The organism is Tengunoibacter tsumagoiensis, from assembly GCF_003967535.1.
GTDB classification, from domain to species: domain Bacteria; phylum Chloroflexota; class Ktedonobacteria; order Ktedonobacterales; family Ktedonobacteraceae; genus Tengunoibacter; species Tengunoibacter tsumagoiensis.
The window spans coordinates 4,195,792-4,212,283 of sequence record NZ_BIFR01000001.1 but is presented as its reverse complement, the minus strand read 5'-3'; the positions used below and the strand labels follow the sequence as shown (position 1 = coordinate 4,212,283).

Below are 16,492 nucleotides of genomic sequence, written 5' to 3'. Positions count from 1 at the left end.
GAGATTCAACATGCTGCGTATCATTTCTCAACGAAATATCGCATACTATTGGACCGGGCAGTTCATCTCTTCGTTGGGAGACTGGATCTTTATCGTGGCATTCCCTTTTTATGTCTATCAACTGACGGGCTCTGTCTTCCAATCTGGTATCACATTTATCATAGAGATGCTTCCACAAATCCTCCTTGGTCCTATTGTCGGGGTCTTTGTTGACCGTTGGGATCGCCGCAAAATCTTGATTATCTGCGTACTGGTCGAAGCCCTGCTTTTATATGGACTCTTGTTTGTTCATAGTGTGAAAGATCTCTGGCTGTTGTATAGTATCGCGATCCTGCTCAATATCGCCACCGTTCTATCGACACCAGCTACGCGTGCTTTTGTGCCTTTAATCGCTAGAGAAAATGAATTACTGGCCGTGAATTCTCTGCTTTCATTGAGCGATTCGGTTTCCCGCCTGGTTGGACCATTGCTTGGTGGTATCCTGTTTGCTCTGGCTGGCATGGGAAGTATTGTCATCGTTGATAGCCTCACCTTTATCATAGCTGCAATCTGTCTATTCATGGTTGTACTTCCACAAGGTACCCAGACCCAGGATGATGACATATCATCTGTGGAACTCAGAGAGGAGCTCACATTCTGGTTATATTGGCTTCTTTCATATTCATCAGGACCAGAGCGTCTTTGTGCGCAACGCTGACTGTAAATGGTCTCAGTCAGGTGAGGAGCAGCTCAGCGTCTTTTTAGTAAGGCAAGGTTTTGCACAAAATCCTGCCTTATTTCTTTCTTTAGGATCATAAAATGACAAAGGAAGACAGAAAAAGAGCATCATGGCTCAATCGTTCTGTCTCCCTGTTGATGGGAACGTCAGGCGGCACCTCCAAAATCTGGAGAAGCAGAGGAAAGAATAGACCGCAATCTGGTGCATCCTCGATAGAAGTATGTTTTAACAGTACTGGTTGGCATACGCAAACGCAGGCCAATTTCGGCATAGCTGAGCGCTTCAGCATAACGCAACCAGATAATAGTACCGTACTTTTCTGGTAATCTACACAGAGCGCGATAAATATAGTGTTGCTGATCTCTTAATTCTGCATATTCTTCTGGTCGTAGTGCAGAATCCTCAAGCCTCGAAAGAATAGAGATATCCTCATCATCAGAGATGAGCTCTAAATCTGAGAAAAAATAGACACGCCGTCTTTTCTTTTTGCGTATCTCATCAATGCAACGATTGGCCGCAACGCGGAACAACCAGGATTTGAGAGAGTCGGGGAGGCTCTTTTTCTCAGCCGATTGCTTTTCTTGTAGACGTGGCAGAGAGCGATAGCACTGAAGCCAGACAAATTGCAGAACGTCATCAATATCTTCTATTCCTTTATAGGTACTTACATACCGATAGAGAGAATGCTGATAGCGGTCAACCAGACGATGAAAAGCAAGCATATCGCCCTCGTTTGCCTGTTGTATCAACAGATAGTCAATATATTCTGGTGATGAGATATAGTCAACGTGTTTTTTCATATGTTTTCCCTTTGTATGTACTGAAGGCATACTGATAGCGATCATCGTGCCTTCTCACACTTGCAATACCTTCTGAGAAAAGCATACTTCCTGAGATTGGCTCCGTGTAGATCGCCATCCATCGCTTAGCCATCGTTTCAAGTGATGTCAAAAGGCTACGCGATGGAAGTGCGACTTCTTGTTTTGACCTTGTTGGGAGAGGATTGAGCTAGCGAGCGTGACGAGCTGCTAGCAGAATGATGCTGGCGACTTCGTAGGGATGAGAGACTGGAGAGGCATGACTGGATGCGATTTCACGGGTGGTCGCCCCAATACGTTGAGCCATAAAACGCTCGGCATCAGGTTGAATGGTGCGATCATTGCTGGAGACCAGATACCAGGAGGGAATGTGTTTCCAGGCAGGATCACCAGAAACTGGCTCAAAGCAGGCAAGAGAGGTGGGTTTCTGAGTGACGGCCAGAGCCCTGGCCTCACGCCGTGAGATATCCTGGACAAAGGTGTCCGGAAAGAAAGAAGGATCGATCCAGACGAAACCATTTTGGTAGGCAGGACCAAAATGAGCGGCCGCGGGCGAAGCAGGGAATTGAGCATTGAGAGCCCCAACGCTTTCCCCCACCTCCGGAGCATAGGCTGCAATATATACCAGGCCAGCGACGTTGGAGTTCTGGGTGTTGATATTGGTAATGACACTGCCACCATAAGAATGGCCAACCAGGATCGTAGGTCCGGAGAGGGAGGCAAGTGCCTGACTGGTCGCATTAATATCATCCTGAAGCGAGGTCAAAGGATTCTGGACTGCGAGCACGTTCAGGCCATAGTCTTGAAGCAAGGGAATGACCTTGTTCCAGGAGGAAGCATCCACAAAGGCTCCATGAACTAACAAGACATTAATACCTGTGCCAGATGGGTGGTTGCTGTCCAACTGCGTTTTTGAACTGCTTGCTGCGTACGTAGAGAGGGTATTTGAACTCAGAAACGTCGTTGCAGCTGCTGCCGCACTGATAGCTTGAACGAAACTTCGACGAGTTGAGCGTTCATTTTTTTTGAACATTTGCTTCTCCATAAATCGAGAATAGATATGCATTAATGTATCTTTACTGTGTCGGGTAAAAAACACCATTATTGGGAGCATGCAAGATTCTCCATAAGCAATCTTCTATGCGTCCTGGTAATGGGTCGGGAGGGGCCGTCATCTCTTTGCACAGTTCTACAGGAGTGAGTGCAAAGGATAAAACTTGTCGAAAATCTATCCATGCTTACTGCTCACCCTTTGCAAAAATCTGACGGATCCCTGATATGTTGAGATCTGCTAGGCTTTTAAGAAGCTGAGCAGGTCAGCATTGAATTGTTCCTTGTGAGTAGTGGTGAGACCATGGCTCGCACCTGGATAGACTTTGAGCGTAGCATTCTTCACAATCTTTGAAGAAAGCATGGCAGAGTCAGCGATAGGCACAATCTGATCATCATCCCCATGAATAATCAGGGTCGGCACATCGATCTTTTTAAGATCCTCTGTCAGATCCGTCTCGGAGAACGCCTTGATGCAGTCGTACGCTGGTTTGAGACCAACCTGCATCGACCAGAGCCAGAACATATCCAATACACCTTGCGAGACCCTGGCGTCTGGACGGTTCGCCCCATAGAAGGAAGTACTGAGGTCTTTGTAGAACTGTGAGCGGTCAGCGACGACACCAGCGCGAATCTGATCGAATGCCTCAATGGGGAGACCACCTGGATTGGCCTCGGTCTTGACCATCAGGGGTGGAACTGCGCCAACCAGCACAACTTTGGCGACCCGTGAAGTACCATGACGACCAACGTAGTGGGTAATTTCACCACCACCAGTGGAGTGGCCAACCAGCACAATATCCCTGAGATCGAGCTTCTCAATGAGCTCAGCCAGATCATCGGCGTAGGTATCCATTTCATTGCCATCCCAGGTCTGGCTTGATCGGCCATGACCACGACGATCATGTGCAATAGCGCGATAACCATGTGAAGCGACGAAGAGTAGCTGATCGTCCCATGCGTCAGCATTCAGGGGCCAACCATGGCTAAAGACAACAGGCTGACCGGTTCCCCAATCCTTATAGAAAATATTTGTGCCCTTTGTGGTGGTAATTGTACTCATACTGTGATTTCTCCTCTATTCTCTCTCAAAAACATGCGCGATGTATCCATTCACAGGCAGATCATCCAACGCTCTTTGTTTTTACAATGATGAGCATACCTGATTACGAAGCCTTTTTGTCCATCGTTATCCATCTTTTACCTATCGTCTAGACTACGTTTGGGAATCAGGAAGAACAAGCGGCTGAGAAGAAGCGCTCTTCACTTCTGTTGGCAATTATCCACTGGCAAATTTCACGATAATCTTCTGCACCCGGACACACTTACCTTCCACAAACGATACCTGAACGATAGATAATGATCTCCTGCACATCCTTAGAGCACAGGTATGATTGGCGTGAAGGAAAGAAATTCTAAGCATGAGATAGCTAACTTCTCTCGGTGATTATGTCTTGAGCGAATTGATATTCAGACGAAAAAAGTGTCCCGATTTGCCGTAATCCTACGATATATAGATGCTTATAACTCTGGAAGCGTTGCTGGCCTCTCAGGTAGAGCAGAGCAACATATGCTTTTAAGAAAGGGAAATCTTTATGTCGATTGTCTATCGGGTTGAGCACCTGAATAAAATCTATAAAAAGGATAGCAAGAAAGCGAACGATGACTTAACGTTAGATATCCATGAGGGAGAAATTTTTGGCTTATTGGGCCCCAATGGAGCTGGTAAGTCAACCCTGGTCAATCAGATAGCAGGCCTGCTTAAACCAACATCTGGAGCAGTGACATTGTTTGGTTTTGATGTTCTAAAGAAGCCGATGCTGATTCCGCATTATGTTGCCATTCAGCAGCAGTATCCAGCGGCGCTACAGAATCTCTATCCAGAGGAAGCCTTACTGACAACAGCGCGGTTACGTGGCGCATCTGCTCAGGAGGGGCGAAAAGCAACCCAGAATATTATGGATGAGCTAAAAATCAACGACCTGCGCAAAAAGAAGATTCGCTTTCTTTCTGGTGGTCAGAGACAGCTTGTGAGCGTCGCGCTGGCCTTTATTGGAGATCGTCCAGTCCAGATTTTTGATGAGCCAACCAACAATTTAGATCCAGAAATTCGTAAACATGTCTGGGATAGATTGCTGGCCCGAAACCGGCAGGGAATCACAATTCTTTTAATCACGCACAACGTCCTTGAAGCAGAAAAAGTCATTCAGCGAGTTGGCATTATCAACCATGGACGTTTATTAGAAGTTGGGACACCTGGCGATCTGAAGGCCCGTGTTGATCAACGTGTTCGGTTAGAATTGCTGATCAAGTCTGAGGCACTTGAAAAGGCCAGCGCCTTAGATACCATGCCAGAAACAACCATTTTGAGTTCACAGCATCGGATCATCTTGTGTCAAAGAGATGATATGCAAGAAAAGATAGACTATATTATTCAGCATATGGGATTAGATGCGTTGGATGATTTTCGTATTCTTACTCCATCGCTTGAAGATGTCTATCTCCAATTGGGAGGAGGACGGAAACTTGACTAAGCAGATAGGAATGACCCGGAGCCAGGAGACAGCTGTTGCCAGGCTGCTACCCCCACCTTATAATCCACCAATGTCTACCCTGCGTGTGCTAGCAGTACAATACAAGTTAGTATTACAGGCCCTTATTGCAGATTATCGAGCCGAGTGGGTGCCACAAATTATCCTGGGTCTGATCATGCCAATTGCCTTTGCATTTTTTGCGAAAGCGATTGGCGGGGCCGCAACCCATGAGCAGGCTATCTTTGTCTTAGGTGGGAATATGACTATGTCCGTCGCTCTAGGGCCAACTGCATTCCTCTTGTTCAAGATTGGAATTGCCAGGCAAGGGAAGGAGTTTGACTTTTGGATCACGCTTCCGCTACAAAAAATCATCCTGGTCTTAGGATTAATCTCACTTGGAGTGCTTTTCTCTTTACCAGGCCTGGTAGGAACGTATGTGTGTGAAACCTGGCTGTTAAACCTGTCTTTTTCAGGTACCTGGTTGTTGCTCTTACTGGTGCCTTTGGGCGTCCTACCTCTTGCCAGTTTAGGAGCTCTATTAGGAAGTTATGCACCGAGCCCGCAAATTGCAGGTCTTATTGATAACATCCTCATAGCCTTTGTGAGTTTCCTCTCACCCATGATGATCCCTTATAATGCTCTGCCCTTCCCATTACGAATCTTATCCTGGTTTGTACCGACTACTTACACTGCTGATGCATTTAGAGCAGCAATCGGAGGTACTATTGGTCAAAACGTACTGATTGATATAGTTGTGCTAAGTGGTTTTTCAATTGTTTTTCTTGTACTAGTTCATACAAAATTGGATTGGAGAAGTGTATAAGGTAAAGTATACCCGGTGAAAAAGGTAGAATGGTAATGTGATAAAAGGTATAATGGAAGTGCGAGAAGAAAGAATAATAGGATGATGGATGCAGTTATGCAAGATAACAGCGTGTTGCAAAGTGAAAGAGAAAGGCTTTTAACGTACTTCCTTACTAAGACTGGTCAGCGCGACGTGGCAGAAGATCTTTCACAAGAGACACTGTTGGAAGTATGGAGAAATCGTCAGAAATTGTATGACCCAACTGGCCTGTCAGCCTGGATCTTTCGTATCGCACAGAATGTCTACTTGCGTTGGGTGCGTGAGCAATATAAGCGGTGCTCGCCTCTTCCAATCGAGAGCGCTTCTATGTTGTCATTTTGCTCTGGATCAAATGCAGACCAGTTTAATCCAGAGCAAGAACTAGAGAGGAAAGAACTGTTAGAGTTATTAGATCAAGCATTATTCCTTCTTCCCCAGGAGACACGAAGCATTTTGATGGATTATTATGTAGAAGATTTTTCTATCCAGAAAATTGCGAAGCAAAGAAGCCTGACCGTTAGTGCTGCAAGCAAACGGATTCAGCGAGGGAAACTAGCGTTTCGGCATATTTTGCTGACGGACCTACAAAGCAAACTATTTCCATACATGATCGTGCCAATAGCGTCACAATGGGAGAAAACCTCCCTCTGGTGTCCTCTCTGTGGCCAGTCACGCATGCACGGACAGTATGATTCAAGACGTGATAATCTTTTACTGACCTGTCCCAATTGTGCACCAGATCCGGATCTACCATTGATTCAGACCTCTTTAAGTCAATGTGCAAAAGGAATAAAAGGGTACGGGCGAGCTTTCATGGAATTGGGAGCCTGGATTCACCAAACATATACACCCCATCTCGCCACCAGCATGATTCCTTGTTCAGAATGTGGCAACTCTATCTTACTTGAAAAGTATAGCTCTGCTCCTATGAATAGAAAAGAGATTCAAGGGACTGGCTACGGATTACGCTTTACCTGTTCTATATGTGGTACAACGAGTACGCAAGAACTGGAAGGAATAGTGCTAGCACTACCAGAAGGGAGGCGTTTTTACCAGGAACAAAAGCGAATTCATTTAAGAGTGGTTGAAAGAGTAGAGACCTATGGAAGAGAAGCCATGAAGATCTGTTTTGAGAATAACAGTTGTACCGCCTCTTTCACCGCGATCTGTGATATAGAAACCTTTGCTATCCTGGCTGTCTACTGAGGAATAACATGAGCATCTGTAGACACGAAACCAGAACTGGTTAGACCAATTTGCATCCGTATAAGGGATACTAATTCCTGTAGGATCTTGAAGTTGTATCGTATTTTTCACTAATGGATGGACGAACATGGAGAAAAAAAGCCTCTTCTCAATTGTAGATCTCAGCAGATCTGAATTGGAGCAACTCATAAATCGTACTTTATCTATGAAAGAAGGACGATGGGAAGGAAAACAGACATTAAAAGATAAAATAGTAGGCATCTATTTTCGAAAAACATCGACACGGACACGAACGGCATTTACCGTAGGTGCCTCTAAACTGGGGGCATCTGTGATCGCTTATGGCCCAAATGATCTGCAAATAAATACAGGTGAAACTATCGAGGATACGGCCCGGGTTTTAGCGGGTTATCTTGATGCCCTTGTCCTCAGAACGGCTGAATCTATAGATGAGATGAAGATTTTTGCAGCTTACAACAATATAGCAGTGATCAATGCTATGAGTGATAAAGAACATCCAACACAGGCCATTGCAGATCTAGCGACCCTGAAAAACCAGTTTGGTACATTGAATGGCCTGGATATTTTGTATCTTGGAGAAGGCAACAGTACGGCAGCAGCCCTTGCTCTGGCCATAAGTAAGCTTGAAGGGATGAGATTGACGCTGCTCACTCCAGAAGGATATGGATTGCCAGCGGAGATTTTAGATCAGGCGCAGGTTTTTGCGCATCAACGTCATACCTCCATTGAACAGTACCACCATATAGATGCCGTTCCATCGGCGGTTGATGTTGTCTATACAGCGCGTTGGCAAACGACCGGGAGTTCTAAAGAAGATCCCAACTGGAGAGAGTATTTTAAACCCTTTCGCGTTACGCCAGCTCTGATGAAACGTATATCAAAGCCTTATAGAACAGTATTTATGCATGATCTGCCTGCCATACGTGGTGAAGATGTGATGAGCGAAGTCCTTGATGGTCAGCAAAGCATTGCCTTCGAGCAAGCCCACAATAAACTGTTTGGCGCTATGGCAGTGCTGGAATGGTGTTTGCTGGGCTAAGAAGGATTGCTGGTCTTACCAGAAGTACTCAACGACGTGCCAGACAGCCAATGCGAGCTACACAGCACAAGAGAGAGGGGGGCTTCTCCTATTGGGAAAGAGTCCCTCTCTTTATGTGTCTATGCGTTGATTGCTCCTTTTCTGAAGAAGGAATCATCATGGAAGAAGGAGTTCGTTGCGTACGAAGGTGATGATTTCTGTAAGAGCCCCACGATGATTAGATGAAAGGGTCTTTTGCTCCTCAGAAAGCATTGCCTCTAGCAGTTGCACAAAGAGTCTATCCATCGCTTGCTCGTTGGTGGGATAGAGGTAGTGTTGGAGCAAGTTGTTATCTGGCAGTTGATCGAGGAGTTGATAGACAGCAAGATCTATCTGTGTTTTGGCGTTGTGCGTCTCTTTCTCATATCGTTTGAGGAAAAAAGCATCACATTGTGCTCGGTAGAACTTGAAAGCGCTCAAAGCTTTCCCACGCTTGCGATATTTGGCATAGCGAATGGCTCCAATACCGTATCCATAGAGCTTTTGGAGCGGTGCATCCAGTTGAGGTGCCTGATAGGTTGATGGCTGAGAAAGAGGCGGCCTGGGATTCGTATAAATGCAGGTGCCTTGCGCGACAATTGGTGGGGTGACCAGATCAAGGAGCGTAATATCGAGTCGATGGTAGAGTGGATAGTCGCGGAAAAGAATAGCATATCCCGTATTGCCTGGCTGAGGATGAAACGGATACCAGACAAATGGCGCTCCGATACTGTTTATGATGGAAGGCAGATCTTGCATTGTGGTATCAAAATCGCTTGAAACGACATGCAGATCCATATCGGAATACGCATCATGCTGATTGTGTTCCAGGGAACCAAAGAGACAGATCTGTTGTACTTCAGGGCGCCGGGTAAAGGCGGAAAGTGTTGCTGTCTGCAATTCTTGAAGCGACTTCTGCATGCATCTCTTCTCTTTTTCTTATAAAAAATTGAATGTGTTTTTTGGTGCGTAGTAATTGTATTGGAGTATCATTCAGAAGGTGATGAGAGCGACCATCAATTGAGAGAGTGGGGACAATCAGGTGTGTGAATTTACGCACAAAAAGGTAGCTCTTTCGAGCTCCACCACTATGAACGCGCCCGGAGGGATTCGAACCCCCGACACTCGGTTCCGAAGACCGATGCTCTAATCCGCTGAGCTACGGGCGCAACACTGCTATAATAACAAATCCCTCCATCATTGTCAATAAAAATTTGAGCATTTTCCCGGAGCAATTGTATCTCAATTACTCCATCAAGAACGCTTAAAAGAAAGTGGTTGCCCCAGCCATCTTTCAAGTGCCTGGCATGGATGTACGTCCATACGAGACAACTTTTTCTGGCGCAACAAATGAATCATCCTTTCAAACTTTTATTTCATTCATCCTAAGGATCTTCCTCAGTTCCAGTGAAATAGGTGCAAAAAATTAGATGATATGTAGGATTGCTCAAAGGCCGAGGAAGAAGGAGAGAGATTGATGAGAACAAATCTTCTCATCAATCTCTCTCTGTGATAGGCAATAGGGTTACGTTCAGCCCGGGTTGAGATTAGAAACGCCAGAAAGCAAGTGCGTCGAAGAGCTGTTGCGCAATGGGGGTGCCCCAACCGGTACTGGCATCCCAACCTGGAGTGGCGTCGTAGCCAGGAATTGGGTCTTGCGCATTATTTCCGACCGTAATATCGTGATAGACTTTGGCAGCAGCGTCTTTGTCAGCGCCCAGCAAGTAGAGCTGTGTATTCAGGAAGCCCAGTGGACGATGAGCATATTGATTGGCATCAGCAATTAAACCTGCCCACTGAGGTGCACCTTCGCTGGTTCCACCAAACAGGTAGTATCCCTGGCGATTAGCCCCCGGCAGAAAACCGAGATAAACAGGGACACTGGTCGCAGGATCAGCATTGTAAGAGATATCAGGAATGGCACGATGTCCCTTCAGAATAGCTTGATCGGAGCCAGGCAGAAGATATTGGTAGAATGGTTCGCTAAAGTACTGGCTAACACCACCGCCGGTAGCATCTCCAAAACCACCGTTCCAGACATTTTCAGATTGGTAGTTCCCATCGAGATCGGCGTAGAGACTGGTACCACCAACGGCTGTTACCCATGGAGATGATGCGGGATAGCCAACAGTTGGGAATGGATAGGTGTTTCCATCAACATCTGGATTGGCGGTTCCAGAGTCTCCAGAAGAGGCAAGCACAGTTACACCCTCCAGGGCAGCTCGGCGATAGAATGCCTCAAACTGTGCCAGGACTTTGCGGCCCTCGGGCGTAAAGAGCGTATTCTCTGTCGTGCCCCAACTCTGGGTAATGATTTTTCCAAGATGGTTGTTTAGAGCGTACTGCTCAAGCTTCAGGAACTCTGGCAGACCCTGAACTCCCTGCGTCTCAGAAACAGGGCTGGTGAGAACGATAATGCCAGCATCGGGAGCAATCGCATGAGCCCATTGGACATCCAGTGAGGTCTCCTCTGCCCAGCCTAACTGATCGTCGTTGGTGGGATCAAAGGGAACACTCCCAATGGGGGCAAGTTGCTGGAAGGATGGGGGATCAGGAAGGCCATAGTCTGCATCAAACTGTTTCAGATCGCTGAGGGCTGTTGGACTGCCATACGAGTCAATGATAACGATTGTTTGACCCTTGCCAGTATAGCCTGCATTGAGCACCGGCGTGAGGTTATAGGCCTGACGGATCTGCTGAGGGCTGTAGCAAGGATGATGTCTACGGGCCAGACAGAGTGCATCGGTAGGAGCACTACTGGTATCCCATTGTGAGATATGATTGCCACTACCACCAACAGCTAACGCTCCAATATGGTGGCTCGCTCCTTGAGCTAGAGCTGCTGAACCGTTAAAAACGAAGAAGGCGCTACAGAGTAAGAATGCAAAGACTGAGGATGGCAGGTGTTGACGAGCAGAGAACCTACTCGATTGACGCATAATAAGAATCCTTTCCATTATACAGATCAATAGAAAAATAACCACGCCAGATAGAGCATACATAGTATGGTATAGAACAGTAAACAGCGTGAAGTTCTTCAGAATGTGCCTGAAAAGCGCAGAAAATTACCTTTATATGAACTGGCTTCAGACATATTCTTAGAATAATGGGATTTTGATCTTCATTCTGGCACAAGAAGATCTATAAAATTACAGTAGCATAAAACTCACTCATATGTCAATGTATTTAGTGATTTGTACAAACAATAGATCTATCAGTCTATTTATTTGTATGCTATATATAATTGTGCAACTAAAGATGCTGTGTGTAGCGTTCCCTCTCTGGTCCTGATACGTTTATAGAAGCTTTTGACAACGATATATAGAGTGAATTTTGGAGATATGAATCAGCTATAGATGGATCTACAAAAGATACACTAGAGCTGGAAGGATAGCTCTAGTGTATTTATCTGGTAAAAGGAGCTACAGGCGAGGATCGACTGGTTCGCTTTCCAGTGCGAGGACGCCAAAGACGCATTCATGAACTTTCCGTAAGGGCTCGCCACGGACGAAGCGTTCTAAGGACTCCATGCTGAGAGAAAATTCGCGTAATGCCAGCGAGCGTTTGGCCCCCAGACGTCGTGCGCGTAGACGGTTGAGATTGGCAGGCACATCATATTCCATGCCATAAATGATCCGCAGATATTCAGGGCCACGGCATTTGATTGCTGGTTGTAAGATACCACGCGTCCCTGTGGTAATGAAATCAAATGGTTTGACGACCATCCCTTCGCCACCTTGGGATGTCAAATGTTGCCACCACTGTATTCCTTGTTCAATACTGGCTGCGTTATTGAGATTGATAACCAGGTAGGGGGTCGCTAATAAGATCTGTTCATCGGCCTGACAGATCTCGGCCAGAGTCTGCATATGCCAGACATGATCTTTTGTGTTATGAACATTCTCTTCAGTTGCGAGAATATGGAATGGAGCTAATTTGAGATCATTGATTGAGTTAACTGGCCAGCAGTAATGACGGTAGGCATTGATATAGCGTTGCGCCAGCGCCTGGTGATGTTGATAGGTAGGTAAGATTGTACTGGTGTCAATACCACGCTGTTGAGCCTGCTTTAATGCTGTGAGTGTCTGTTGGAGGGCTGCTTGTGAGGCTGCTCCTACGGCCGCATACTGTTTAAGGACCAGCGATTGAGCTTTGACAGACCAGGGGAGTAATTCGCAATCCAGGCAGACCCAATCTGTCTCGAATTTCTCCCAGAAATGAGTGGCTTCTAAGGCTTGTTGAACGCGTTGCAATAATTCAGCTTCCAGTTGAGCATCATCAAAGAAACGGCGACCGGTACGAGTATAGCAGATACCAATACCTTCTTTGATAACCCCAAAACGTCGTTGTGCCGCTTCCTCGTTGCGACAGACAATGACGACTGCTCTCGATCCCATGTGTTTTTCTTCACAGACGACCTGCTCGATGCCTTCCTTACGATAAAAGGCAAAGGCTTCAGCAGGATGTTCAAGGTACCCCTCTTCCTTGCTGGTCTCGCTGGGTGACATTGTGGGTGGCAGATAGATCAACCATTTGGGATTGGCGGCGAAGCGGCTCATGACCTCAAGTGCGGCAATGGCGTTCTCTTCTCTTATGGTCATTTTTGGCTGTAAGCGTGTTTCAATGAGACGTTTGCCAAGCACGTCATCGATCTCTAGAATATCATCATGATGTTGTTGGACCGTAAGTCCGGTGTGATGATTGAGTGGAGTAAGTGGGCGAATGGGCTCACAATAGATGCGCTGCGCATGAACCGAGACCAGTTCTTTTTCTGGATAACGTAGTGCAGTTAGCTTTCCGCCAAAGACGCAGCCGGTATCAATATTAAGCGTAGCATTGAGCCAGGCGGGTTCAGGAACGGGTGTGTGACCATAGACAACGAGAGCTTTGCCACGATAATCCTCTGCCCAATTATAGCGAATGGGCAGGCCAAATTCATCGGTCTCGCCTGTTGTCTCGCCATAGAGCGCAAATTCGCGCACCGCTCGTGAGCCACGACCCTGCATCTCTTGTTTAAGGCCGGCGTGGGCTACCACGAGTTTTCCATCGTCCAGAAGATAATGGCTGATCAGACCTTCAAGAAAGGTAAGCACTCGTTGTTTGAAGCTCGGAGACTCCTGCTTCAATTGCTCCAATGTCTCAACAATCCCGTGTTTTAGTGAGACATCTTTGCCCTGGAGATGGCGCATCAACTTGACGTCATGGTTGCCTGGAACACAGAGAGCCGTCCCTTCAGCTGTCATATCCATAGCTAGCCGCAAAACCTGAGGTGTTGCTGGACCACGATCCACAAGGTCACCCAGGAAGATAACTTTGCGACCCTCAGGATGGCTTACCTGAAAACGCATCTCTTCATTTGTGCTTCTGTTTATCGTATAGCCGAGCTTTATCAGGAGTTGTTCCGTCTCTTCGAAGCAGCCATGGATGTCGCCGATGATATCAAAGGGGCCATGTTCGTGTTGACGATTATTCCATAATGGCTGGCGTTCAATTTCGACACTCGTTACCTGTTCCGGTGAGGTCAGTGTAAAAATGTGGTTGAAGCCTTCTGTTTTGAGGTGACGCAACGATCTGCGCAATTGACCGACCTGATTGCGTACGACATGCAGACCAAATTGGCGGTCGGGCCGAGCCTGGTTTCGCTCCTGGCAGAGCTTCTCTGGCATGTTAAAGACAATCGCAACCGGTAGGCAGTGATATTTTCGGGCCAATTCGACCAGTACTTTGCGGGACTCTGGTTGAACGCTCGTTGCATCAATAACCGTCAATTTTCCAGCGGCTAAGCGTTTGGAGGCTACGAAGTGCAGAACTTCAAAGGCTTCTTTTGTGGCAGACTGATCGTTTTCATCGTCAGAGACAAGGCCGCGACAGAAGTCGGAGGAGATAACCTCAGTAGATTTGAAGTGGGTACGCCCAAAGGTTGATTTACCCGAACCTGAGGGCCCTATCAATACAACAAGTGAGAGCTCTGGTATGGTAATTTTCATCCGTGTTCGTTCCCCTGATCGCTTGTGAGTACAAAGATCCCCATCTGTGAAGGGGCACCTACTTTTTCGTCTTCTGGCCCCACTGGTGCGATGGTCACCGTATATCCAAAGCGTTCAGCCAATTGCTGGGACCACTGCTGAAATTGTGTACGTGTCCATTCAAACCGATGATCATGATGGCGAAATTTACCCGCAGCTAACGTCTCGTATTTGACGTTGTATTCAGCATTGGGTGTTGTGATCACGATTGTTGCGGGATGGGCAAATTCGAACAGAACGCGCTCAAAGGCACTGAGGCGCGACTGATCAAGATGTTCAATAACTTCAACGACTGCCGCTGCATCATAGCCTTCGATACGACGATCGCGATAGGTGAGCGAACCATGAAGAAGCGTCAGGCGCTCTCGTTGGCGAGAAGGCAGACGATCGAGATGGAGACGTCTTTTGGCAAGCTCAAGAGCCTTGTAGGAGACATCCAATCCTAAGATCTGTTCAAAGTTTTTCTCTTTTAAGAGCTTTTTGATAAGCCGACCTTCTCCACAACCCAGATCGAGGACACGCTTTGCCCCACTTTGCTTGAGGACTTCTACGGCTGCAAGCAGGCGTTGTTCATGCAGACTGGTGCGTTTCTCTTTGATCGCTGGTGTTTCTTCTTCGTGTTGCTTTACCGTCTCTTCGGTTGTCTGGTTAGTCTGATCATTTGAGGCTTCATCTGTTGCAATAGCTTCATCGCCTGAAATTTCGACGACCTCTGTGACGTTCTCTTCTTCTGCAATGAGCCGAGTGAGGGCATCGCGGGTCAGATCTGCCCGCTGTTTGAGATAATTGTAGGTGATTTTTTTTCGCTCGGGATGTTTTTCGAGCCAGCCCTGGCCGCGTTGGAGTAGCTTGTCTACTTCATCGTCGCCGATCCAGTAATGTTTACGATTATCAAGGACTGGAATGAGGACATAAAGATGTGTGAGCAGATCACTGAGCTTGCAGTTTGCGTTGATGGTGACTGTGAAGTAGGGGCTGAGACCCCAGGTGGGATGCAGTTCATCGAGTTCGTGTTGAATGATCTCCACAGTATAGCCCAGTGGTTCAAAGAGGCGGCGGAGCCAATCTTCGCCACCATGACAGAGAATCATCGCCAGGCATGCCTGCAATGGGATGGCTGTCTGCACAAGTTCGGGTCGTGGCACACATCGACCATTGATGGCAGAGCGAAAGACTTCTGCCAGAGCGACGCTCATAAATGAAGAGGCTACATAAGGGCGATCATTGACATACTGATCAAATGCCAATCCCTTGTTGCGTACCAGTTCAATGGTATCGATCTCCAGGAGGAGCGCGGCTGTACAGCGTTCGTTGGTTGCTTCGGGATAAAAGACATGGGCCTGCCCAAATTTAAGATTGAACGTCTGTAAGTGTGCCGGATTTTTGTGCAGCAGATACCCCAGATCAGTGGCTGGCTGATGCGTTGTTGAGATAGTCAATAGCATGATTATTCTGCCTGTTTCTATATCATTTGGCGTTTAGACTAAATTCTAGCGAAGCCAGACGGGAAGAGGCTTGAACACTTTCTTTGCTAAATGGTCGCGGGCTGCTCTGCAAGCCACTTCACACGGAATTAGTCTAAACATCCATTTGTGAGGAAAGTGTTGCGCATGTATCATCACCTCTTATTTCTGAGCAGATAGTTTGCTCCAGAACCACGAACAGAGGCCACGAGCATCACGCTCATGGCCTCTGTTCATGCGATAAAAAAGACCAACCTTCACGAGGTGGCCTATCAGTTTCTGGTCTTATTGTTGGCTGGCTTAGAATAGCAGCCAGCAGAGTTGGCCCTCTCGGAGACGTGATGCAGTTGATACGACATGATTTCTTTGCGCATCATGGCACGCTCCTTTCAAAATTTGAGCCAATTGAGCTCTGGGCGTGGGCCTTAACTAACCTATAAGCACAATTATAGCAGATTTTGATAAGCTCTGTCAAGTATGATGTAGAGCTATTTCATGCTTTCTTATCCTGTGAAGCTGTAATCATTGAGGACTCCTCACTACCTGGTGTGGCTCACGGGGTCAAGGGGTAGGCGGATTGGACACAGGCCAACTCGCTTACCCCTTGACCTATCTTCTATCTGACAGGTGTAACCGCTGAGCGACTGCTACCAGGACGCAGTTCATCTCGAACAAGAATCGGTCATCCTTGAAACAGATTGTCGTACGGTTGTTTTTTTAGCTATTCCTCCTTTGAGATGCGAAGCTATACGTGA

General features: G+C 46.9%; 12 protein-coding genes and 1 tRNA gene. 5 read left to right on the top strand and 8 right to left on the bottom strand.

Annotated elements, in window-relative coordinates; translation table 11 throughout:
* Positions 1–10 precede the first annotated feature (10 nt).
* Positions 11–697, top strand: a complete 687-nt coding sequence (locus EL628_RS16575; RefSeq protein ID WP_126581031.1) for an MFS transporter — start codon at positions 11–13, stop codon at positions 695–697.
* Positions 698–864: 167 nt separating this feature from the next.
* On the opposite strand, the gene EL628_RS16570 is transcribed toward EL628_RS16575, so the two are convergent.
* The 3 genes from EL628_RS16570 to EL628_RS16560 form a co-directional block, all read right to left on the bottom strand.
* Positions 865–1,518 (bottom strand): RNA polymerase sigma factor, encoded by a 654-nt coding sequence (locus tag EL628_RS16570; protein ID WP_161975551.1) that lies wholly within the window; start codon positions 1,516–1,518, stop codon positions 865–867.
* Positions 1,519–1,726: 208 nt separating this feature from the next.
* Entirely contained in the window at positions 1,727–2,569 is an 843-nt protein-coding gene (locus tag EL628_RS16565) for an alpha/beta hydrolase (RefSeq protein ID WP_126581029.1), read from the bottom strand.
* Positions 2,570–2,827: 258 nt separating this feature from the next.
* On the bottom strand, positions 2,828–3,649 hold the full coding sequence (locus EL628_RS16560; protein ID WP_126581028.1) for an alpha/beta fold hydrolase: 822 nt from the start codon (positions 3,647–3,649) through the stop codon (positions 2,828–2,830).
* Between the two features lie 532 nt (positions 3,650–4,181).
* On the opposite strand from EL628_RS16560, the gene EL628_RS16555 reads away from it, so the two are divergent.
* The 4 genes from EL628_RS16555 (at position 4,182) to EL628_RS16540 (ending at position 8,230) form a co-directional block, all read left to right on the top strand.
* Positions 4,182–5,120, top strand: a complete 939-nt coding sequence (locus tag EL628_RS16555) for an ABC transporter ATP-binding protein (RefSeq protein WP_126581027.1) — start codon at positions 4,182–4,184, stop codon at positions 5,118–5,120.
* Complete coding sequence (locus EL628_RS16550; RefSeq protein WP_161975550.1) at positions 5,113–5,943, top strand: ABC transporter permease; 831 nt, start codon at positions 5,113–5,115, stop codon at positions 5,941–5,943. The genes EL628_RS16555 and EL628_RS16550 overlap by 8 nt, the downstream gene beginning before the upstream one ends.
* 96 nt (positions 5,944–6,039) lie before the next feature.
* The gene (locus tag EL628_RS16545; RefSeq protein WP_161975549.1) at positions 6,040–7,170 is read left to right on the top strand and encodes an RNA polymerase sigma factor; all 1,131 of its coding nucleotides are present in this window, start codon (positions 6,040–6,042) and stop codon (positions 7,168–7,170) included.
* A gap of 127 nt (positions 7,171–7,297) precedes the next feature.
* Positions 7,298–8,230, top strand: a complete 933-nt coding sequence (locus EL628_RS16540; protein ID WP_126581024.1) for an ornithine carbamoyltransferase — start codon at positions 7,298–7,300, stop codon at positions 8,228–8,230.
* A 156-nt stretch (positions 8,231–8,386) separates the two neighbouring features.
* Here EL628_RS16540 and EL628_RS16535 read toward each other — a convergent pair whose 3' ends face one another.
* The 5 genes from EL628_RS16535 to EL628_RS16515 all read right to left on the bottom strand — a co-directional run bounded on the left by EL628_RS16535 (position 8,387) and on the right by EL628_RS16515 (position 15,719).
* Entirely contained in the window at positions 8,387–9,169 is a 783-nt protein-coding gene (locus EL628_RS16535) for a nucleotidyltransferase domain-containing protein (RefSeq protein WP_126581023.1), read from the bottom strand.
* 174 nt (positions 9,170–9,343) lie between these two features.
* Positions 9,344–9,417 (bottom strand) — tRNA-Arg (locus tag EL628_RS16530).
* A 378-nt stretch (positions 9,418–9,795) separates the two neighbouring features.
* Complete coding sequence (locus tag EL628_RS16525; RefSeq protein ID WP_161975548.1) at positions 9,796–11,187, bottom strand: S53 family peptidase; 1,392 nt, start codon at positions 11,185–11,187, stop codon at positions 9,796–9,798.
* A gap of 483 nt (positions 11,188–11,670) precedes the next feature.
* Positions 11,671–14,235 (bottom strand): polynucleotide kinase-phosphatase, encoded by a 2,565-nt coding sequence (locus EL628_RS16520; RefSeq protein WP_126581021.1) that lies wholly within the window; start codon positions 14,233–14,235, stop codon positions 11,671–11,673.
* Positions 14,232–15,719: a 3' terminal RNA ribose 2'-O-methyltransferase Hen1 gene (locus tag EL628_RS16515; protein WP_126581020.1), complete on the bottom strand. Its 1,488-nt coding sequence runs from the start codon at positions 15,717–15,719 to the stop codon at positions 14,232–14,234. The genes EL628_RS16520 and EL628_RS16515 overlap by 4 nt, the downstream gene beginning before the upstream one ends.
* Positions 15,720–16,492 lie beyond the last annotated feature (773 nt).